Source organism: Asanoa sp. NPDC050611, from assembly GCF_040654855.1.
Taxonomy (GTDB): Bacteria; Actinomycetota; Actinomycetes; order Mycobacteriales; family Micromonosporaceae; genus Asanoa.
On record NZ_JBFAIU010000132.1, the window covers coordinates 1 to 19,155 of the forward strand.

The 19,155-nt window shown below is 72.6% G+C and carries 19 protein-coding genes and 2 pseudogenes; 11 read left to right on the forward strand and 10 right to left on the reverse strand.

What is annotated here, in order from left to right:
* Positions 1 to 76: 76 nt before the first annotated feature.
* From AB0H87_RS20925 to AB0H87_RS20935, 3 genes and pseudogenes are all read right to left on the reverse strand, one after another.
* A pseudogene (locus tag AB0H87_RS20925) lies at positions 77 to 301 on the reverse strand (serine/threonine protein kinase); the annotation flags it as partial.
* A gap of 86 nt (positions 302 to 387) precedes the next feature.
* Positions 388 to 1,191, reverse strand: a complete 804-nt coding sequence (locus tag AB0H87_RS20930; protein WP_360147851.1) for an ABC transporter permease — start codon at positions 1,189 to 1,191, stop codon at positions 388 to 390.
* Positions 1,188 to 2,138: an ATP-binding cassette domain-containing protein gene (locus AB0H87_RS20935; RefSeq protein WP_360147854.1), complete on the reverse strand. Its 951-nt coding sequence runs from the start codon at positions 2,136 to 2,138 to the stop codon at positions 1,188 to 1,190. The genes AB0H87_RS20930 and AB0H87_RS20935 overlap by 4 nt, the downstream gene beginning before the upstream one ends.
* 82 nt (positions 2,139 to 2,220) lie before the next feature.
* Between AB0H87_RS20935 and AB0H87_RS20940 the strand changes: the two genes are divergently transcribed.
* Positions 2,221 to 2,964, forward strand: coding sequence for a TetR/AcrR family transcriptional regulator (locus AB0H87_RS20940; RefSeq protein ID WP_360147857.1), 744 nt, complete (start codon positions 2,221 to 2,223; stop codon positions 2,962 to 2,964).
* Positions 2,965 to 3,008: 44 nt separating this feature from the next.
* Entirely contained in the window at positions 3,009 to 3,290 is a 282-nt protein-coding gene (locus AB0H87_RS20945) for a DUF2087 domain-containing protein (protein ID WP_360147860.1), read from the forward strand.
* Here the strand turns inward: AB0H87_RS20945 and AB0H87_RS20950 are convergent.
* Entirely contained in the window at positions 3,275 to 4,477 is a 1,203-nt protein-coding gene (locus AB0H87_RS20950; protein WP_360147863.1) for a sigma-70 family RNA polymerase sigma factor, read from the reverse strand. The two genes, AB0H87_RS20945 and AB0H87_RS20950, sit on opposite strands and share 16 nt — an antisense overlap.
* A 50-nt stretch (positions 4,478 to 4,527) precedes the next feature.
* Between AB0H87_RS20950 and AB0H87_RS20955 the strand changes: the two genes are divergently transcribed.
* The 5 genes from AB0H87_RS20955 (at position 4,528) to AB0H87_RS20975 (ending at position 9,662) form a co-directional block, all read left to right on the forward strand.
* The gene (locus tag AB0H87_RS20955; RefSeq protein WP_360147865.1) at positions 4,528 to 5,304 is read left to right on the forward strand and encodes an alpha/beta hydrolase; all 777 of its coding nucleotides are present in this window, start codon (positions 4,528 to 4,530) and stop codon (positions 5,302 to 5,304) included.
* A gap of 330 nt (positions 5,305 to 5,634) precedes the next feature.
* Positions 5,635 to 6,984, forward strand: a complete 1,350-nt coding sequence (locus AB0H87_RS20960; protein ID WP_360147868.1) for an insulinase family protein — start codon at positions 5,635 to 5,637, stop codon at positions 6,982 to 6,984.
* A 45-nt stretch (positions 6,985 to 7,029) separates the two neighbouring features.
* On the forward strand, positions 7,030 to 7,992 hold the full coding sequence (locus AB0H87_RS20965; protein WP_360147871.1) for a hypothetical protein: 963 nt from the start codon (positions 7,030 to 7,032) through the stop codon (positions 7,990 to 7,992).
* 24 nt (positions 7,993 to 8,016) lie between these two features.
* Positions 8,017 to 8,970: a pyridoxal-phosphate dependent enzyme gene (locus AB0H87_RS20970; protein ID WP_360147874.1), complete on the forward strand. Its 954-nt coding sequence runs from the start codon at positions 8,017 to 8,019 to the stop codon at positions 8,968 to 8,970.
* A 53-nt stretch (positions 8,971 to 9,023) separates the two neighbouring features.
* Positions 9,024 to 9,662 carry a maleylpyruvate isomerase N-terminal domain-containing protein gene (locus tag AB0H87_RS20975; protein WP_360147877.1) on the forward strand — a complete coding sequence of 213 codons (639 nt, stop codon included), beginning with the start codon at positions 9,024 to 9,026 and terminating at the stop codon, positions 9,660 to 9,662.
* A 10-nt stretch (positions 9,663 to 9,672) separates the two neighbouring features.
* Here the strand turns inward: AB0H87_RS20975 and AB0H87_RS20980 are convergent, their stop codons facing one another.
* The 4 genes from AB0H87_RS20980 to AB0H87_RS20995 form a co-directional block, all read right to left on the reverse strand.
* Positions 9,673 to 10,428, reverse strand: a complete 756-nt coding sequence (locus AB0H87_RS20980) for a nucleotidyltransferase domain-containing protein (RefSeq protein ID WP_360147880.1) — start codon at positions 10,426 to 10,428, stop codon at positions 9,673 to 9,675.
* On the reverse strand, positions 10,428 to 11,351 hold the full coding sequence (locus AB0H87_RS20985; protein ID WP_360147883.1) for an RNA polymerase sigma-70 factor: 924 nt from the start codon (positions 11,349 to 11,351) through the stop codon (positions 10,428 to 10,430). Before AB0H87_RS20985 ends, AB0H87_RS20980 begins: the two co-directional genes overlap by 1 nt.
* Positions 11,348 to 12,061, reverse strand: a complete 714-nt coding sequence (locus tag AB0H87_RS20990; protein ID WP_360147886.1) for an NAD(P)-dependent oxidoreductase — start codon at positions 12,059 to 12,061, stop codon at positions 11,348 to 11,350. The genes AB0H87_RS20985 and AB0H87_RS20990 overlap by 4 nt, the downstream gene beginning before the upstream one ends.
* Before the next feature lie 698 nt (positions 12,062 to 12,759).
* Positions 12,760 to 13,749 (reverse strand): hypothetical protein, encoded by a 990-nt coding sequence (locus tag AB0H87_RS20995; RefSeq protein WP_360147889.1) that lies wholly within the window; start codon positions 13,747 to 13,749, stop codon positions 12,760 to 12,762.
* Between the two features lie 735 nt (positions 13,750 to 14,484).
* Between AB0H87_RS20995 and AB0H87_RS21000 the strand changes: the two genes are divergently transcribed.
* Positions 14,485 to 14,934, forward strand: a complete 450-nt coding sequence (locus AB0H87_RS21000; RefSeq protein ID WP_360147892.1) for a GIY-YIG nuclease family protein — start codon at positions 14,485 to 14,487, stop codon at positions 14,932 to 14,934.
* 99 nt (positions 14,935 to 15,033) lie between these two features.
* Here the strand turns inward: AB0H87_RS21000 and AB0H87_RS21005 are convergent.
* A pseudogene (locus tag AB0H87_RS21005) lies at positions 15,034 to 15,216 on the reverse strand (helix-turn-helix domain-containing protein); the annotation flags it as partial.
* Positions 15,217 to 15,307: 91 nt separating this feature from the next.
* On the opposite strand from AB0H87_RS21005, the gene AB0H87_RS21010 reads away from it, so the two are divergent.
* Positions 15,308 to 15,820: a PIN domain-containing protein gene (locus tag AB0H87_RS21010; protein ID WP_360147895.1), complete on the forward strand. Its 513-nt coding sequence runs from the start codon at positions 15,308 to 15,310 to the stop codon at positions 15,818 to 15,820.
* 564 nt (positions 15,821 to 16,384) lie between these two features.
* Positions 16,385 to 17,029, forward strand: coding sequence for a nucleotidyltransferase domain-containing protein (locus AB0H87_RS21015; RefSeq protein ID WP_360147898.1), 645 nt, complete (start codon positions 16,385 to 16,387; stop codon positions 17,027 to 17,029).
* 318 nt (positions 17,030 to 17,347) lie between these two features.
* Here AB0H87_RS21015 and AB0H87_RS21020 read toward each other — a convergent pair whose 3' ends face one another.
* Entirely contained in the window at positions 17,348 to 18,274 is a 927-nt protein-coding gene (locus tag AB0H87_RS21020; protein ID WP_360147901.1) for an NAD(P)/FAD-dependent oxidoreductase, read from the reverse strand.
* A gap of 68 nt (positions 18,275 to 18,342) precedes the next feature.
* On the opposite strand from AB0H87_RS21020, the gene AB0H87_RS21025 reads away from it, so the two are divergent.
* The gene (locus tag AB0H87_RS21025; RefSeq protein ID WP_360147904.1) at positions 18,343 to 18,924 is read left to right on the forward strand and encodes an XRE family transcriptional regulator; all 582 of its coding nucleotides are present in this window, start codon (positions 18,343 to 18,345) and stop codon (positions 18,922 to 18,924) included.
* The last annotated feature ends 231 nt before the right edge of the window (positions 18,925 to 19,155 follow it).

A 19,155-nucleotide genomic window follows, 5' to 3' on the forward strand; every position in this document is an offset into this window, starting at 1 on the left:
GCCACCTCGTACCCCCGCACCGCGAGCGCCACCCGCACGTGGTGCAGGGCCGCACCGCAGCTGACCGTCGCCATCCGGTCTCGACGACCTGGTCGAGGCGGTCGACCACCTCCCAGGTCCGCGCGATCTGCCCGGTCAGCCCGGGCGCCCCGCGCTGCCGCATCCGCGCGTTCCGGGAGGCCTTCTGACACTCACCGTCGTTGTCCCGGCAGTACCGGAAGGGCCGCCCGGCCCCGACGTTCTGGGGCACGGGCCGACCACAGTGAGCGCAGGGCCGGGTCTCGGCGGCAACGGTGTCCACGGTGAACGCACGCTACCGACCCGCCGCCCGGACACCGACCCGCCGCGCCGGCAAGGCGGTGCCGGTGCGGCGGTGTGGCGACCGCGTCAGCGGTCCAGGTGGCGGTAGCGGTGCACCGAGAGCGGGAAGAAGATCGCGATCAGGAGGACCGGCCACACGACGGCCATCAGGATCGCGTGTTGTGTGATCCAGGAGTCGCCGCCCCAGCCGGGATTGCCGAACAGCTCCCGGGCCGCGGCCACCGTCGACGAGAGGGGGTTCCACTCCGCGATCGTGCCCAGCCAGCCCGGCATCGACGACGGCGCCGCGAACGTGTTGGACAGGAAGCCCAGCGGCCACACCAGGATCTGCACCGCGACCAGGGCGCCCTCGCCGCGGACCACCAGGCCCAGCCAGATGCCGATCCACAGCATCGCGAAGCGCAGCAGCAGGAGCAGCCCGAACGCGGCCAGCGCCGCCGCCAGGCCCGAATGCCAGCGCCAGCCGATGGCCAGGCCGCAGAGGACCAGCACGGCCAGCGAGACCACCGCGTTGAGCAGGTCCGCGACGCTGCGGCCGACGACCACCGCCGACGAGGCCATCGGCATCGAGCGGAAGCGGTCCGTGACACCGCGGGCCACGTCGCTCTTGATCGCCTGGAACGTGCCCTCCAGGCCGAACACCATCGTCAGCGCCAGCGTCCCCGGGATCAGGAACTCCCGGTACGCGGAGCCGCCCGCCCCGCCGCCGGGGACCGTCATGCCGCCGCCCAGCAGGTAGCCGAACATCAGCACGATCATCACCGGGAACAGCAGCCCGACGACCACCTGCGCCGGTTGCCGGGCCCAGTGGTCCAGGTCGCGGCGGGTCAGGGTGGCGCCGTCGGCCAGGGCCCAGCGCAGCCGGTTCATGCCGCCACCGCCTTCGCCTCGTCGGCGGTCAGGTGCAGGAAGACCTCGTCCAGCGTCGGCCGGCGCAGGGTCACGTCCTCGACCCCGATGCCGGCGTCCGCGAGCCCGCGTACGACCGCGGTCAGCGCCGCCATCCGGTCCGTGACCGCGGCGCCCACGCGGCGGTTGTCCACGTCGGAGTCCGGGGTGTTGCCCGTCAGCCGGGCCAGCAGCGCGGCCGCCGCCGGCAGGTCGGCCGACGACGAGACGACCAGGTCGATGCGGTCGCCGCCCAGCTGCGACTTGAGCTGCGCCGGCGTCCCCGACGCGATCACCGTGCCGTGGTCGATCACCGTGACGTGGTCGGCGAGACGGTCGACCTCCTCCAGATACTGGGTGGTCAGCAGCACCGTCGTGCCACCGGCGACCAGGGCGCGGACCGCGTCCCAGACCTCGCCGCGGCTGCGCGGGTCCAGGCCCGTGGTCGGCTCGTCGAGGAACAGCACCGGCGGCGCGGTGATCAGGCTCGCGGCCAGGTCGAGGCGGCGGCGCATCCCGCCCGAGTACGTGCTGACCGCCCGCGACCCGGTGTCGCCCAGGCCGAACCGGTCCAGCAGCTCGCCGGCGATCCGGCGCGCCCGGGCCCCGCCGAGGTGGTGCAGCCGGCCGAACATCTCCAGGTTCTGCCGCCCCGACAGGATCTCGTCGACCGCGGCGTGCTGGCCGACCAGGCCGATGCTCGCGCGTACCCGGTCAGGGTCCTGCCGCACGTCGAAACCCGCCACCGTCGCCGTGCCGGAGGTCGGGCGCAGCAGCGTGGTCAGGATCCGGACCAACGTGGTCTTGCCGGCGCCGTTCGGGCCGAGCAGGCCGTGCACCGAGCCGGCCGGCACGGTCAGGTCGACGCCCGCGAGCGCCGGAACCGGGCCGAAACGGCGGTGCAGGGCATGCGCCGTCACCGCTTCCATGGGTCACCCCTTATGATCGGTACGCTGTACGGAACATTCCGTACGGCGTACGGTACACCGTACGGAATGAGGTGCCAACACCATGGCGGTCGAACACACCGGAACCGGCGACCCGGCGCGCAGCATGGCGCTGCTCTGGCGCGCCGCCGACCGGGAGGGTCGCACCGGCCTGTCCGTCGACAAGATCGTCGCGACGGCGGTCGAGATCGCCGACGGCGACGGGATCACGGCGCTGTCCATGCGCCGGGTAGCCGAGCGGCTCGGCGTCGGCGCGATGTCGCTCTACACGTACGTCCCGGGCAAGGGGGAGCTCGTCGACCTGATGATCGACCAGGTCCTCGGCGAGACCGAACGACCCGAGCAGGCCGGCGACTGGCGGGCCCGGCTCGAGCAGGTCGCCCGGTCCAACCTCGCCCTCTACCGCCGGCACCCCTGGCTGCTCCAGGTCGGCACCGCCCGCCCGCCGATGGGGCCCAACCTGATCGCCAAGTACGACTACGAGCTCGGCGCCCTGACGGGCACGGGCCTGTCCGACGTGGAGATCGACACCGCGCTGACCTCGGTGCTCGCCTACGTCAGCGGCGCCGCGCAGACCGCCGTCGAGGCCGCACAGGCACCCGATCGCAGCGGGATGACCGACGACGCGTGGTGGGCGGTGCAGGCCCCGCTGCTGGAGAAGGTGTTCGACCCGCAGCGGTTCCCCGTGGCGGCCCGGGTCGGCGCGGCCGCCGGCGAGGCGTACGGGCTGGTCGACGCCGACCACGCCTTCGAGTTCGGCCTGCAGCGCCTGCTCGACGGCATCGAGGCGTTCATCGCGAAGCGCTGAAAACCGGGGTGCCGACGCCGCCGCCGCGTGGATACGGTGGCCCGATGGACCTCGACCAGCGCCGCGAGCGGATCCTCGGCGCGTTCCTCCGCGACGGCCGGCTGACCTCGATCCCCGCCCGGGCCGCCAAGCGCCAGGTGGTGCTCGAGCACATCGTCACGGTCTTCGAGCCCGGCCGGAAGTTCGCCGAGAAGGAGGTCGACGCCGCCCTGCGCGCCTTCTACGAGCGCGACTGGGTGTCCCTGCGCCGCTACCTGATCGACACCGGCCTCATGGCCCGCGAGGACGGCCTCTACTGGCGCACCGGCGGCTACGTCGAGGTCTGAGCCGCCCGCGCCGCGAGATACGCCCGCTCCGGCTCGCTGAGCGTCTGCCGGGCGGCCTGCTCGTAGGCGGCCTGGGCGCCAGCCCGGTCGCCGGCCATCTCCAGCAGGTGCGCGCGTACCGCCGCGACCCGATGATGACCCTCCAGAGCCGGCGCCGCCGCCGCGAGCGCGTCGAGGCCCGCCGGCGGCCCGTGCACCATCGCGACGGCCACGACCCGGTTCAGCGTCACCATCGGCCCCGGCGCGACCCGGTCGAGGGCGTCGTAGAGGCCGAGGATCTGCCGCCAGTCCGTGTCGGCGGCGGTCGGCGCCTCGTCGTGCACCGCGGCGATCGCCGCCTGCGGCTGATAGGGCCCCACCGCCGTCGTCGTCAGCGCCGCGCTGACCAGGTCGACACCCTCGGCGATCGCGGCACGGTCCCACCGCGACCGGTCCTGCTCCGCCAACGGCACCAGCGCACCGTCGGCGCGCGTGCGGGCCGGCCGCCGGGCATCGGTGAGCAGCATCAACGCGAGCAGGCCGGCCACCTCGCCCGCGCCGGGCAGCCGCGTGTGCAGCTGCCGGGCCAACCGGATCGCCTCCGCGGACAGCTCGACGCGGTGCAGCCGCTGTCCGGAGCTGGCCGTGTAGCCCTCGTTGAAGATCAGATACAGCACATGGAGTACGGCGGCCAGCCGCGCCGGCAGCTCCTCCGGCGGTGGCAGGGTGAACCGCGCCCCGGCCGCCCTGATCTGCTGCTTGGCGCGGCTGATCCGCTGCGCCACCGTGGCCTCCGGGACCAGCAGCGCCCGGGCGATCTCGGCCGTGGTCAGCCCGCCGAACGCGCGCAGCGTCAACGCGACCTGCGAGGCCGGCGTCAGCGCCGGGTGGCAGCAGAGCAGCAGCAGCGTCAGGGTGTCGTCGCGCCTGGGCGCCGGCCCCTCCGCGGTCGACAGCCGGGCCGCCGTCTCCTCCCGCCGCTCCCGGGCCGTGTCCTTGCGCCATGCCGCGATCCGCGCCCGGGACGCGACCGTGATCAGCCACCCGCGCGGGTTGTCCGGCACACCGTCGGCCGGCCACTGGGTCGCCGCGGCCAGCAGCGCCTCCTGCACCGCGTCCTCGGCCGCGTCGAAGTCGCCGTAGTGGCGCACCAGCGCCCCCAGGACCTGTGGTGCGAGGTCACGCAGCAGCGGTTCGAGGTCGGCCACCGCCCGATTCTCGCTCGCGTGCCGGGTCGCGCGGGGGCACACTGCCGGGCGTGAACGAGACTCCGCGGTTCCTGCGCCCGTTCGTCGCCGACCATCCCGACCTGCCCCCGCCCGTCCAGGTGGCCGCGAACGTCGACCTCTACCTGCCGGAGGGGACAGGCCCGCACCCGCTGGTGCTGCTGGTGCACGGTGGGCCGATCCCGGCGGACCTGGGTGTGCCGCCGCGCCGGTGGCCGGTCCACATCGGATACGCCGCGCTGCTGCGCGCCGCCGGGCTCGCGGTCGGCCTCGTCGACCACGGCCTGCGGGTCGTCGACGGGCCCGACGGTCCCACCGTCGACGCGGTCACCGCCGCCCACGACGTCGCGGAGGCCGCCACGGCACTGCGCGCTCACCCGGCGGTCGCCGCCGACGAGGTCGTCTACTGGGTCTTCTCGGGTGGCGGGCTGCTCACCGCCGACTGGCTGCGCGACGGCCCGTCCTGGCTACGCGCGATCTTCCTGAGCTACCCGCTGCTCGCCTCACCCGCGCCGCACCTCCCGGTCGAGGACCGCCTGCACCTCGACCCGCGGTTCGCGCCGATCGACGCGATCGCCGAGGCCGGGGCCGCCGCCCCGCCGATCGTGCTCACCCGGGTCGGCCGGGAACGCCCGCTGCTCGCCGGATTCGTGGCGGAGTTCGTCGCCGCGGCGGCGACGGTCGAGATCATCGACGTGCCGGACGGGCAGCACGCGTTCGACGTCCTCGACGACACCGACCAGTCCCGCGCCGCCATCCACGCCGCCGTGGCCCGGGCGGCCGACCTCCTCGGGGCACCGGCAACCTGAAAGATCATTTACGATCCGCGCCATGACCCCCACCGAGGTCGACGGTGTGGCCACGCTGGTCGCGCCGACCGTCGGACCGCCGCGCGCCGGGCTCGTGTTCCGGGTCGGCCAGGCCGACGAGACCCTCGCGCGCCGCGGCATCACCCACCTCGTCGAGCACCTCGCGCTGCACCCGATCGCCGGCAGCGCGTACCACCACAACGGCAGCACCGGCCTGTCCACCACGACGTTCTACGCGCAGGGCGACCCGGACGACCTCGTCGACTTCTTCACCCGCCTGTGCCGGTCGCTGGCCGGCCTGGACACCGGCCGCTCGCGCTGGAACGCGACGTGCTGCGCACCGAGGAGCACGGCCGCGGCTCCGGGCCGACCCGCGACCTGCCGCTCTGGCGGTACGGCGCCCGCGGCTACGGCCTGGTCAGCTACCCCGAGTGGGGGCTGCACGCGCTGACCGCCGACGACCTGCGGGCCTGGGTGGCCACCCACTTCACCCGCGAGAACGCCGTGCTGTGGATCGCCGGCGACGGCGTGCCCGCCGGGCTGTCACTGGACCTGCCGCCCGGGCGGCGGCAGCCTCTGCCGGCCCTCACCTCGGCCCTGCCCGTCACGCCCGCGTTCTACGCCGGCGGCCCCGCCACCGCGGTCGACGCGGTCGTGCCGGAGTCGCCGGCCGCGATCGTCTACGCCCACCTGCTGCAGCGCCGGCTGCACAAGGCGCTGCGGCTCGACACCGGCCTGTCGTACACCACGGCTGTCGAGTACGCCGAGCGCGGCGACGGACAGGCCACCGTCACCGCGTACGTGGACGCTCTCGAGGAGAAGCAGGACGCCGTGGTCGGGGGCGTCGTCGACGTGCTCGCCGCGCTGCGGGCCGCACCGGCCCAGCCGGCCGAGTTCGCCGTCGCGGCCGCCGGCGCGATCCGGGACGCGGGTGGACCCGACGCCGCCGCGGGCCTGCTGCCCACCCAGGCGTTCCGGCAGCTCACCGGGCGGCCGCCGGGGGACGTCGACACCGAGGTGGCGGCGCTGCGGGCGGTCACCGCCGAGGACGCCCACGCGGTCGCCGAGGACGCGCACCGCACGACCCTGCTGATGACCCCGCCACGCGGCGTCGAATGGGCCGGGTACACGCCCGCGCCGACCACGTCCGGGAGCAGGATCGGCGGTCGCGGCCACAGCCGGGCCGACGGTTCCCGGCTCCACGTCAGCGACGACGGCATCGGCTTCGTCGGCGAGCACGGTGAGGCCGTCACCGTCCTGTACGCCGAGTGCGCGGTCATGCTCGCCCATCCGGACGGGCGGCGGGTGCTGATCGGCCACGACGGCATCGTGGTGTCCGTCGACCCGGACGCGTACCCCAACCTGAACGTCGACGCGATCGACCGGCACGTGCCGGCGGAGGTCGTGGTGCGGATGCCGGGCCATGCCCCGGCCCCGGCGCCGCAGACCGGCCCGCTGGCCACCGTCCGGCGCTGGCGGTTGGGGCCGGCCTGGCTGCGGCTCGGCGCGCTCGGGCTCGTCACCGCCGCCGTGGGTGGCGCCGCACTCGCGTACACGATCGGCATGATCGTCGGCATCGCGCAGGCGCGCGTGGTCGGCATCATCGGCGGGTGGCTGATCGCGGGCTGGCTCGGACGGTCGTTCCTGCGGGCCTGGTCGGTGCATCGGGCCAGGCCGTGACCGCGGGGCCGCGGCACCCGGTGATGATCACTTAGGATTCGCCGCGTGCCGCGCCCATCGCCTCATGTCGAACCCTTGGTCCTCGACCGGTCCGCCGCCGACTACGACCTCGCGACGGTGCGCCGGGCGCTCGCGGCCCGGGACTGGGCCACGGCCGCCGGGGTCGTCGCGCGGCAACCCGGCGACACGCGTACCCGGATGATCTCCTGGGCCGGCGAGGACGCCGACCGGGCGTTCCTGGCCGGGGTGCACGCCGCCGACCCGGCCGACAGCACGGCCGCCGCCATGCTGGCCGAACGCATGATCACCGACGCGTGGGAGGTCCGCACCGCCCAGCGGGCGGTCCACGTGTCGGCGGAGCAGTTCACGCGGTTCCACGCGATGCTCCGGGAGACGGAGGAGCTGCTCGTCGAGGCGACGGCACGGCAGCCGGCCGACCCAGCACTGTGGACACTGCGGTTGATCACGGCGCGCGGCCTGCAGCTGGGCGAGGCCGAGGCCCGCCGGCGCTACGCCGCGCTGGCCGCGGTCGACCCGTGCCCCGTCACCGGACAGCTCCTGTTGCTGCAGCAGCTCTGCCCGAAATGGGGTGGCTCGCTCGAGGCGATGCACGCCTTCGCCGCCGAGTCGACCATGGCGGCGCCCGAGGGCGCGCACACCGCCCAGCTGGTCGCCGAGGCCCACTTCGAGCACCTCGTCGAGCTGCCCGAACGCGAGCGCATGGACTTCCTGCACAGCCGCCAGGTCCGCGAGGCGCTGCAGTGGGGTGCGCACCGGTCGGTCCTGCACCCGCGGTTCGCCCGCACGCTCGGGTGGGTCGGCGTCGCCAACTCGTTCGCGATGCTGCTGACCCTGGCCGACGACGTGCGTACCGCCGACCAGCTGTTCACCATGCTCGGGCCGTGGGTGAGCCCGCACCCATGGGACATGATCGACGACGACCCGCTGGCCGGGTTCCGCTCGGTGCGCGAGCGCGCGGCCGTGGCCAGGCGCTACCGCTGGTCATGAGGCGGGCAATGCGAGAATCGTTCCATGATCGGCACCGCTCCCACCCTCGATGACGTCCGGGCCGCCGCCGCGCGGATCGCCGGAGTCGCACACCGCACCCCGGTCGTGCGCTCCCGGACCCTGGACGCCCGCGCCGGCGCCGAGGTGTTCCTGAAGTGCGAGAACCTGCAGCGGATCGGCGCGTTCAAGTTCCGGGGCGCGTACAACGCGGTGTCCCGGCTGTCGCCCGAGCAGCTGGCGCGGGGGATCGCGGCGTACTCGTCCGGCAACCACGCCCAGGCCGTCGCCCTCGCGGCGCGGGAGCTGGGCAGCACAGCCGTCATCCTGATGCCCGCGGACACGCCCGCGTCCAAGCAGGCGGCGGTCGCCGGCTACGGCGCGGAGATCCAGACCTACGACCGCTACACGGGGGACCGGGTCGCGCTCGGTGAGGCCCTGGCGGCGGCGCGGGGGTTGGCGTTGATCCCGCCGTACGAGCACCCGGACGTGATCGCCGGCCAGGGGACGGCGGCGCTGGAGCTGCTGGCGGACGTCGGCGCCCTCGACGTCGTGGTGGCGCCGGTGGGCGGCGGCGGCCTGATCGCCGGCACCGCGACGGCGGCGAAGGGCCTTCATCCGGGGGCACGGGTGGTCGGTGTCGAGCCGGTCGACGGTGACGACACCCGCCGGTCGCTGGCCGCGGGGGAGCGGGTGCGGATCCCGGTGCCGCGCACCATCGCCGACGGGCAGGCCGCGGACATCCCGGGCGAGCTGACCTTCTCGGTCAACCGCCGCCTCGTCGACGACATCGTCCTGGTCACCGACGACCAGATCCGCGACGCGATGCGGTTCGCCTTCGACCGGCTGAAGATCGTCCTGGAGCCGAGCGGGGCGACCGGCCTGGCGGCGGTGCTGACGGGCCAGTTCGCCGGGAAGGTCGGCGTGATCCTGTCCGGCGGCAACATCGACACGGCGCGGTTCGCGCAGGTGCTGGCCTGAGCGCGCTGGACGCCTTCGACGGCCTTGACGCCTTCGGTGGCGAGGCGGCGCGGTTGGGTGCGGTGCTGGCGGGCCTGTCGGACTCGGACTGGTCGCGGCCGACGCCGTGCCCGCCGTGGGACGTGGCGGCCCTGGTCGGACACGTGGTGACCACGGTCTCCCGGGTGCCGGGGATGCTCGACGCCCCCGCGCCGGAGTCGGCCACGGTTGACGCGGTCGGCTACTACCGGCCCGACGACCGCTTCGCGCCGGTGGTCGACGCGGCCCGCATCGACGGCGGTCGTGATCGGGCGGTCTCGGCCGGATCGGGGGCCGCACTGACGGCTGACTTCGACCGGGCGTGGCGGTCGGTGGTGTCTCGCTGCGCCGCGGAGCCCACCGGCCGGGTCGTCCGCACGAGGCACGGCGACGCGATGCCGCTGACCGAGTTCCTGGTCACCCGGGTGGTCGAGGTCGGCGTGCACGGCCTTGACCTGGCGGCGGCGCTGGGCCGGCCTCCCTGGCTGACCCCACGGGCGGCGGCCGTGCTGACCGACCTCCTGCTGCCCGACGGCGACGCGGCGCTGGCGGAGCTCGGCTGGGACCGGGTGACGCTGGTCAGCAAGGCAACCGGGCGCGCTCCGCTCGCACCGGACGAACGAGCGTCCCTGAACCGACACGGCCTGCGCCGACTGACCCTGAGCCCGACCTAGGGAGCCTGGTCTAGGCGGGCTGTGCCGTTTCGACCGACGCGAAGAGGGCCTCCGCCTCGTCGACCGCGGCGGTCAACACCTCCGGATCCGGCCGCAGGCCCGCCACGATCGTGTCGATGCCGCGCAGGCCCGCCCGTTCCAGGAGGCGCTTCTCGTTCGTCACCCACTCGCCGCGGGCCGCCAGCGCCGCGTGTGCCGTCTGCAGGGCCGCCGTTGCCAACAGGCCCGCCACCTCCGACAGGTGGCCGCGGGCGGCGTGCGAGCCGCGGGCGTACCCCATGGTCAATTCCGCTCGTCGCCGCCACACCCCAGGTGCCGCCGCGCGCAGGGCCGGTGGGTAGTCCGGGCGCGGCAGCGACCCGCGGAGCACCTGGTTGACAGCGAGTTCCGCCACGACCAGGTAGCTCGGGATGCCGGCCAGGTGGAACAGCAGCGGCGCCCACTCGAAGCGGCCCTCGTGCGACTCCGCGAGCTCGTGCTCGACCACCGCCAGGTCGCGGTAGTGGACGTCGACCTTGTGCCCCTCGATCGTCAGCCACGCACCGCCGTTGAAGACACCGCCGCCCCAGCCGCCGACCTCGGCGACGTCGCCCGGCCAGCCGATCGCCCGCAGGTCGGCCGCCTCGAAGTGGCCGCGGTAGTAGACCGCCACGTCCCAGTCGCTGTCCGGCCGGTTGGTGCCCTCCGCGCGGGAACCGCCGAGGCTGACGGCCTCGACGCCCGGGAGCGCCGCGAGCCGGTCCGCGACGCCCTCGATGAAGGTCATCAGGTGTCCTTTCCCCGGGCCTCGTTCGTCTCGCGCAGGGTAGCGAAGTTGTCCCCGACCGGCCCCAGGTGGCCGAGCTTGTCCGGGTTGGTCACCATGCGGACCGCCTGGATCTGGCCCTCGAGGATGTCCAGCGCCATCGTCGCGAGGACCCGGCCGGCGCGGTCGCGCAGGATCGCGCCGGGCTGCCCGTTGACCTCGTGCGGCTCGACGGCGCCGCCGATGCGCAGGAACGGCTCGACCAGCGACGTCAGCACCTTCGCCACCGACTCCGGGCCGTGGAACGCCGGCCGCCACAGCGGTGCCTTGCCGCCCGCGTCGCCGACCATCTCGACGTCGGCGGCCAGCAGCGCGCGCAGCCCGTCGACGTCGCCGTCCCGGAACGCGCCGAAGAAGCGGTCGGCCAGCTCCGCGCGCTCGCGGCGGTCCGCCTCGAACCGGGGCCGGCCCTCGTCCATGTGCCGGCGCGCCCGCACCGCGAGCTGGCGGCAGGCCGCCTCCGAACGGCCCACCGCCTGCGCGATGTCGGGGAAGTCGAACGCGAACACCTCACGGAGTACGAACACCGCCCGCTCCAGCGGGGTCAGCCGCTCCAGCAGCAGCAGCGCCGCCATCGACACCGAGTCGGCCAGCTCCGCGGAGCGCTCCGGGTCTTCATAGGGGTCGGTGAGCAGAGGCTCCGGGAACCAGGGCCCGACGTACGCTTCCCGGCGCATCCGGGCCGACCGCAGCACGTCGATCGAGACTCGGGTGACCACGGCCGCGAGGAACGACTTCGCCGACGCCGGCTCGGTCGGGTACGACGCGTACCGTAGCCAGGTCTCCTGCACCGCGTCCTCGGCCTCGCCGACGCTGCCCAGGATCCGGTAGGCGATCGAGAAGAGGAGCGGTCGCAGATCCTCGAACTCCTGCGTACGCGTCATGCCAGCCCTTCCTCGAAGCCCTGCCGCCAGCTCGGGTACCGCGGCTCCCAGCCCAGCTCCCGCTTCGCCTTCGCGTTGGAGAACCCGCGGCCCTCCGTCATCATGACCACGGCCTGGTCGCCGGCGAGCAGGCGGGCCAGCCAGGTCGGGATCCGCATCGGCGGTTTCGCGCCCGCGCTAGCCGCGAGGTGCGGCAGCCACTGGTTGGCCGGGGCCGGGTCGTCGTCGACGATGTTGAACACGCCGCGCGCCTTGTGCTCGACCGCGAGAACCGTGGCGGCGGCCGCGTCGTCGAGGTGGATCCAGGAGCTGTAGCCCTGGCCGCGACCGATCAGCGGGTACTGGCGGCGACGCAGCAGCTCGACCTGGTCGTCGGTGGCGCCGGGGCCGTAGAACGCGCCGTAGCGCATGACCGCGCCGCCGTAGCCGAGGACCGCCTCCTCGACGTGGGCCATGGCGCGCAGGCCGACGTTGGCGGCGGTACCCGGGAGAAGATCCAGGGGATCCTCCTCGGTCTTGACCCAGCCGCCCTCGCGGATGCCGTTCCAGGAGGCGTAGCCCTGTGCCACGAAGTGGGGGACTGCTGCCGCTTCCGCGGCGGCCAGCAGGTGGTCCGTGCCTTCGGTCCGGAGGCGGTTGGTCTTGGCGAACCACTTGTCCGGGTGCTTGATGTCCGGCTTGCCGGCGTGGGCCATCGAGATCGCGGTCATCTGATGGACGACCACGTCCCGGGCGGGCCGCGGCGACGGCTTCACCGACGGCGGTCGCGTCGAGGCCGTCCATCACGGTGCCGTAGGCGCCCATCCGCTGGATCTGGTCCAGCTTGGCCGCGCTGGTCGTGGTCGCCGTCACGTGGTGGCCCCGCTCGACGAGCTGCGGCACGAGCCGGCGGCCGAGGACGCCGCTGCCGCCTGCAACGAATACCCGCATGTCTGATCACCTTCCCGAGTCTTGGGTGCGGTACTCGCTACCCGAGACGAGATGGCGGGGTTCGCTGTGACATGGTTATCGGATTGCTGTTATCAGTAATCCAATAATCTGCGTACCGGTGTCTGACGCCGAAATTCCGGCTACACCATAATGACCCTTATGTTGTACGGGCTCGTTGCTGCCGAGGTAGCACAGATAGTGTGAGCGGCGCGGCCGTCGTTGTTGAGCGACAGCGGGACGTCAGCGGTTCGCGACACGATCTGTCGGTAGCGACGACATGATTCGTCAGTCGGTACGACTACGTTCGTCAGCGATTTGATCTCCGCCCGCACCGCAGAGGCGGGTTTTCCGGCCCTCTGCTGTGCGGACCTACTCATGCCACGCGGGGCTCGTCCTAAGACATTTTCACCAGGGAGGGCCCAATGACGCGTGGTGCTGGACGCAGCGGGAGGATTTACGCACCCAGGGGCTGGGACAGCTACCAGAGCTTTCCGAGGGCGATCCGTCGGAAGGTGTCGATCTCGCGGAGGTGAGCGTCGTGCACGTGCGGGACGAGCGCGGCCTCGCTGGCATGCAGGCAGGCTCGGTAGCCGATCTCGCGTAGCGGGTGCCCGTCGGGTGGAGCCGGGCTTTCGGGGTCCCAGCCAACGATCGCACAGACCTTCTCAGCGGTGCGCCGGGCGTAGGGGCGGGCCACGGCCCAGGCCGGCTCGGGGTACATGCCGCGCAGGCTCCATAGGTCGCTGCGGTCCGGGATGGCGGGGACCTGCTCGTGGTCGGTGCGGGTGCCGGCCAGCTTGTCGATCCGGGTGCGCAGGCCGTCGCGGCGGCCGGCGATCGCGATGTTGTCGGGCAGGGCGGACTCGCTTAGCCAGCCGACGGCGTCGTTGCTGTCAGCTGGCCCCAGTCCAGCGTCCTTGGCGGCCTGCGCAGCGGCAGCGTCGAAGTCCTGCCAAAACGTGTGCGAGCCGACGCCACAGGGCCACCACTCCAGGTAGCTTTCCTGGTCGGTGATCGGCTGGCGGTCGTGTAGCAGGGCGGCTACCTGCGGGAATCCGGTCGAGGTGTACCAGTCGGCGAGCTCGACGCGGCCGAGCCAGTCCGCCAGCCGCCACCAGACGTCACGCTTCGGCCGCGCACAGGCAGCGGCCAGGGCCAGCTGTAGCACCACGGGACGCAGGTCGTCGGCGACAGTGTCGTACAGGTCAATGCCCCAAGCCTCAAGAACCGGAGAGTGGTGCATATCGCGGGCGTGTACGCCCACCGGCAGACTGAGCGCCTCGGCATAGGCCGCTACGAACGGATGGGCCTCGTCGGTGGTCTCGCCCTCGTCGTCGAGCACGACTAGGCGACCGGTGAGGGTGCGGTGGATCGGCACGTTGATCTTGCCATTCTTCGCCCAGTTGTAGGCGGTCCGGCGGGGGATGCCGTTGCGGTCGGCCCATTGGGACAGCGGGATGGGAGTCATGATTCAACGATGGCACAGATGGCACAGTGCCAACCACGAAAGCTGTGCCAATTGTGCCATCCATGACTCTGGACATAATCGGCACCGCCGGAGGCCGCCAGGTTGGGTCTCCAGCGGGTATCCGGCACGGGCCGGGCTGGAGGTCTGGCAGCCGTACGACAACCTGATATGGCCCGGTCCAGGAGGTGAGGCTGCATGCGGCCGCAGTCGCGGTGCAACTGGCCGCCGACGGCCGGCTCACTGCTCGCGGCATTCTCGGCCCCGCTATCCAGCCGGCCCCGCCCGCCCGGGTGTACGACGGCGACCGGCCCTCCTGTACCGCTCCCCTGGCTCGACCTCAACACCGCGGCGGAGGAGGCACTCGCTATGCCCGAGCGGAACCCGCCAGCGCCCGGCAACTTCGGGGGCTGCTCACGCTGGGCAGCCGCCGCCGCGAGGTGTGGGAACGGGAGATCGCTTTCCTCCAGACCAGCAGGGTCCCCGCCGACTTCCCGCCGAACGCCACCGAACTGGACCGGCTCTGCCCGGCCGGTCAGCACGTGACGGCAGTCGGGCACGTCTCGCCACCGTCCGCGCCCAAGCTCGTCGCCGAGCAAGCCGGCGCCGCGGCCGCCGACACCGACCGGCTGCGTACCAGACTGGCCGACCACGCCGAACACGGACGGCTCTGCATCGAGGTTGCCACCGCGCAGACCGGCCGGCCACGACCCGCGCTGCCAGGCAGAATCGCAAGCGATGACCACTTACGACGAATTCCGGGGCCGGCAACGGCTGGTCGGCCGATACCGACAGAAGATCCGCAGGTACGGCACCCTTGGCGACCCGAAAGAAGCCATGATCGAAGCCAGCCAGGAAGTCTTCGGCGACTTCGGCGACCCCGGCTTGGAGCACTGCTATGCCGGCGTGTACTTCGTCGCCAGCGGCCCCTACGTCAAGATTGGTGAGGCCGGCGGAGGCCCGTACGAGCGGATGCGCTCCTTCCACACCGGCAACCCCCACGGCCTAGAGGTGCTGCACGTCATCGCCGAAGACCGCAAGAAGGAACGCAAGCAGCTGGAAGATCAACTCCATGAGCGCTTCGCCTACCTGCGCCTACCTGGCAGCGAATGGTTCCATCCCGGCCCCGAGTTGACGGAGTTCATCGCCTCCAGCTGCGCCAGGGAGTGCTACCCGTCGCCGACCTAAATCTGGCCCTGGTGCCGAGATCGCCTTTCTTTAGAACAGCAGTGTCCCCGCCGACTTCCTGCCGGACGCCGCCGCGCTGGACCGGCTCTGCCCGGCCGGTCAGCCCGTGACGGCGGTCGGGCGCAGGTAGCTGTAGACCGTCTCCCGGCTGATACCGAACTCCCGTGCCAGCACGGACTTCTTCTCGCCTGCGGCGGCGCGCTCGCGCAACTGCTGCGCCTGCTCAGAGGTGAGCGCGGGTTTGCGACCGGTGTACACGCCGCGCTGCCTGGCCACGGCGATGCGCCCTCCCACACCTGGTTGCGGTGGCTCGCCCGCCGCCGCAGGTACACCAACTCACGATATCCCGTCGACTCTTGAGCGGGCCGCCGAGATGATCAACGCTGACGTGGCGGATCTCCGCTCGCTCGCCGGGTTGCTGCCGACGGACGAGTACGCCGCCCGGCTTGTCGTGGACACCAACACCCTGATCGACAACCCGGACCTGGCGGCCCACGTCGGCGCCCTCGGGGGCCGGTACATTGCTCATCTCCTACCCGTCGTGCTGCGCGAACTCGACGATCTCAAGCGCGCCGGCCGATCTCAGGACCTCCGTGAGGCAGCCAACCGCGCCGATCGACGCCTTACGGGCCTTCGAACCAATGGCGACGTACGCACCGGCGTCCGGGTAGCTGGCGATGTGTACGCCGTCTTCGAGCACATCGAACCCAAGGCCGACCAGCTACCGTCCTGGCTCGACCTAGCCGTGCCCGACGACCGGTTCGTAGCCTCGACTCTGCTCCTACAGTCCAAACACCCGGGCTCAGCCCTCTACGCCGCCACCAGCGACATCAACCTGCAAACGAAACTGGCTGCCGTCGGACTGGCGTTCGTCGAACTACCCTGAACGGCAGTCCGACAATGGCCAGTTCCTGTTCCTGGCCCTCAGACCGAAGGCCAACCCGTGAGGTCACCGACGTTCGATGTCGTTTTCACTGACGTTTCGCTGTCGCTCAACAGTTGTCGTCTGCCAGTCGAGCTGGGCAGGGCCGCGTCAACACACGACCCCGAGGCTGGTCATGGAGATCACTCAAGATGGGCCGTTCCTCGTCGTTGAACGCGAACGGTTCGTCGCACGGTTCCCGCCGATCGAAACGAAGACCTGGAACAACTTCAGGACCAGGACATCTACGTGACCGTCGCCGGAGAGCCCGACCTACTACGTGAGCCTCATGACCCTCGACGCCGATCGACGCCGTGCTTCGGCGGTGGGCGCAGACCGGCGAGGCGGCCGGAGGCCGGTACTTCTACACGACAGACCTCGTCATCACGCCTCGGCCAGGCATCGCCGCCATGATCGAGGCAATCGACAGGCTGGTTGTTGATGGAGAGATCGACAGCGCCTGCCAGGTCATCCCTGACTGCTAGGCGAGCTGAAAAATAGATTGTGGTCGTCAGATAGAAATAGTGGGTGATCGACGCGTTGCGGGCCGAGCCCGCGGTGGTGGGGCTGATCCTGTCCGGCTCGCAGGCGCGCGGGACGGCGGGGCCGCACTCGGATCATGACGTGATCGCGGTCGTGCGGGAGCGGGTGTCGTTGCCGGCCGGTTCGTTGGACCTCGCCGTGCTGACGGTGGACGAGTTGGCGGACGTGTCGGACATTTGGCAGCGGTACGCGTACCGGGACGCGGTCGTGCTCCTCGACCGCCTCGACGGGCGCATCGCGGAGCTGGTGCGCGCCCAGGGGACGCTGGCTCCTTCCGAAGTGGACGGTTTCGTCCGCGAACACCTCGACGGCTACGTCAACTTCGTCTACCGGGCGGCGAAGAGCCGCCGCGACGGGCATGCCGACCTGGCGCGCCTCGACGAGATCGAGGCCGCGTCGTGGTTCCTGTGGACGCTGTTCGCGTTGTACGGGCGGGTGCGGCCCTACAACAAGTACCTGCGTTGGGAGCTTGCGCGCTATCCGCTCCCGGACCCGTGGACGGCCGACCGGCTGATCGGCGCGATGACCGACCAGCCGTCGGCCTTGTTCGGCGACCTCGAACGCTTGGCCCGGGACCGTGGCTACGACGACGTGCTCGACGACTGGAACGACCTGAGCCTGCTCCGCTAGGTTGCCGGGCTTCGCGGTGGGTCATGACGGCCGGTTGGCAGGCCGCGGCGCCCGGGTCCGCGTTGGTCATCGCTTCTGCGGTCGCGAAGCGGCCGCGTGGCGCCGGACTCCTGCCCGCCGGGGCCTTGCCCGGTGGGCGGTCGCCCGGCTTGCTCCGGTTAGCGCGCCGCGCGGTGGCCTTGCCCGGTGGGCGTTCGCCTGGTTTGCCTCAGTCAGCGCGCCGCGCGGTGGCCTTGCCCGGCGGGCGGTCGCTTGGCTTGCCCCGGTTGGGCGCGCGCTGGGGCCTTGCCCGGCGGGCGGTCGCCTGGCTTGCCCCGATTAGCGCGCAGCGCGGTGGGCGTCCGCCATGACCAGGTCTGCGTTGATCATGGCGCCGGCGTTCAGGCCCGCCGCGGCGCTGACGATGACCTGGGCCCGCACGTCCGTGACGTTGCCGGCCACCCAGACGCCCGGCACCGACGTCGCGCCTGTCGCGTCCGCCTTGACGGCGACGCCGAGGTCGATGTCGCCCATCATGACCGGCTCCGTCTCGACGCCGAGGTCGGTCAGCAGCTCCGAGCGCGCCACCATGCGGGTCGGGACGACCCAGACGTCGCGGGTCAGCTTCTCGCCGTCCGCCAGGTGCAGGGTGCGGTCCGGGTCCAGGGACGTGGCGCGGCCCTCGACCAGTTTGACGCCGCGGGCGGCCAGTAGCTTCGCGTCGTCGCCGGTCGGGGCCGGGTGTCCGTTGAGGACGACCGTGACGTCGGCGGTCCACTGGCGCCAGAGCAGGCCCGGGTGGGTGACCGCCGCGCTGGTGGCGATGATGCCGATCGCCTGGTCGCGGACTTCCCAGCCGTGGCAGTACGGGCAGTGCAGCACGTCGCTGCCGAGCCGGCCCGCCAGGCCCGGGATGTCGGGGAGCTCGTCGGCCAGGCCGGTGGTGACCAGCAGGCGCCGCGCGCCGAGGGTGCGGCCGTCGTCGAGGGTCACGGTGAAGCCGCCGTCGGGGGACGGCTTGGCCCCGGTCGCCGTACCCGCCGTGAACGCACCGCCGTAGCCGGCGACCTCCGCGCGGCCGGCGGCGAGCAGTTCGGCGGGTGGGGTGCCGTCACGGGTGAGGAAGTTGTGGACATGACCGGCCGCCGCGTTGCGTGGCGTGCCGTTGTCGACCACCAGCACCGAGCGGCGGGCCCGGGCCAGAGTGAGCGCGCCGGCCAGCCCCGCGGGGCCGCCGCCGACGACGATGACGTCATACGTTTCCATGCGCCCCACGCTCCCTCGCCGCCCGAAAGAGTGGCAACATTCGTTGCCAGTCTGGCAAATTCGAGGGCATGGACGCGCGCGAAGTGGGCGAACGGCTCCGTGCGTTGCGCAAGCAGCGCCGCACCACCCTGGCCGAGCTCTCCGACACGACCGGCATCTCGATCAGCACCCTGTCGCGCCTCGAGGCCGGCCGCCGCAAGCCGACGCTCGAGCTGCTGCTGCCGCTGGCCCGCGCACACCAGGTGGCGCTCGACGAGCTGGTCGGCGCGCCCGAGACCGGCGACCCGCGCGTGCACGCCCGCCCGATCCGCCGGGGCGAGGTCACCTGGCTGCCGCTCAGCCGCCGCCCGGGGGGCCTGCAGGCCTTCAAACAGATCATCCCGGCGCGCTATCCGGCGCGGGACTACGAGCTGCAGACCCACGAGGGGTACGAGTGGATGTACGTGCTCACCGGCCGCGTGCGGCTGCAGCTCGGCGAGCACGACCTCACGCTGCGGGACGGCGAGGCCGCCGAGTTCGACACCCGCACCCCGCACGCGATCACGAACCCGTACGCCGAGCCGGCCGAGGTGCTCAGCCTGTTCGGCGCACAGGGCGAGCGGATGCACGTCCGCGCCCGGCCGAAACGGGCCGATCCGAACGGGACCTGAGCCCGCGCTCGGGAGCCGGCGCCCCCGGCACCCACGCGCGGTAGTCGGTGGCCGGCAGCCGACGCGCGGGAGCCCGCGCGTGGCCACGGCCGCCCCGCCCATCCCTCGGGCCGTCCGCGGCAGCAGCCCGCAGGAGACAGCTCGCCACTGCCGCGCCGCGGCCGTCGCGTCGGCATCGCGGTCCGTGCTCGGCAGCCACTGCCGCGCCGCGGCCGTCGTGTCGGCATCGCG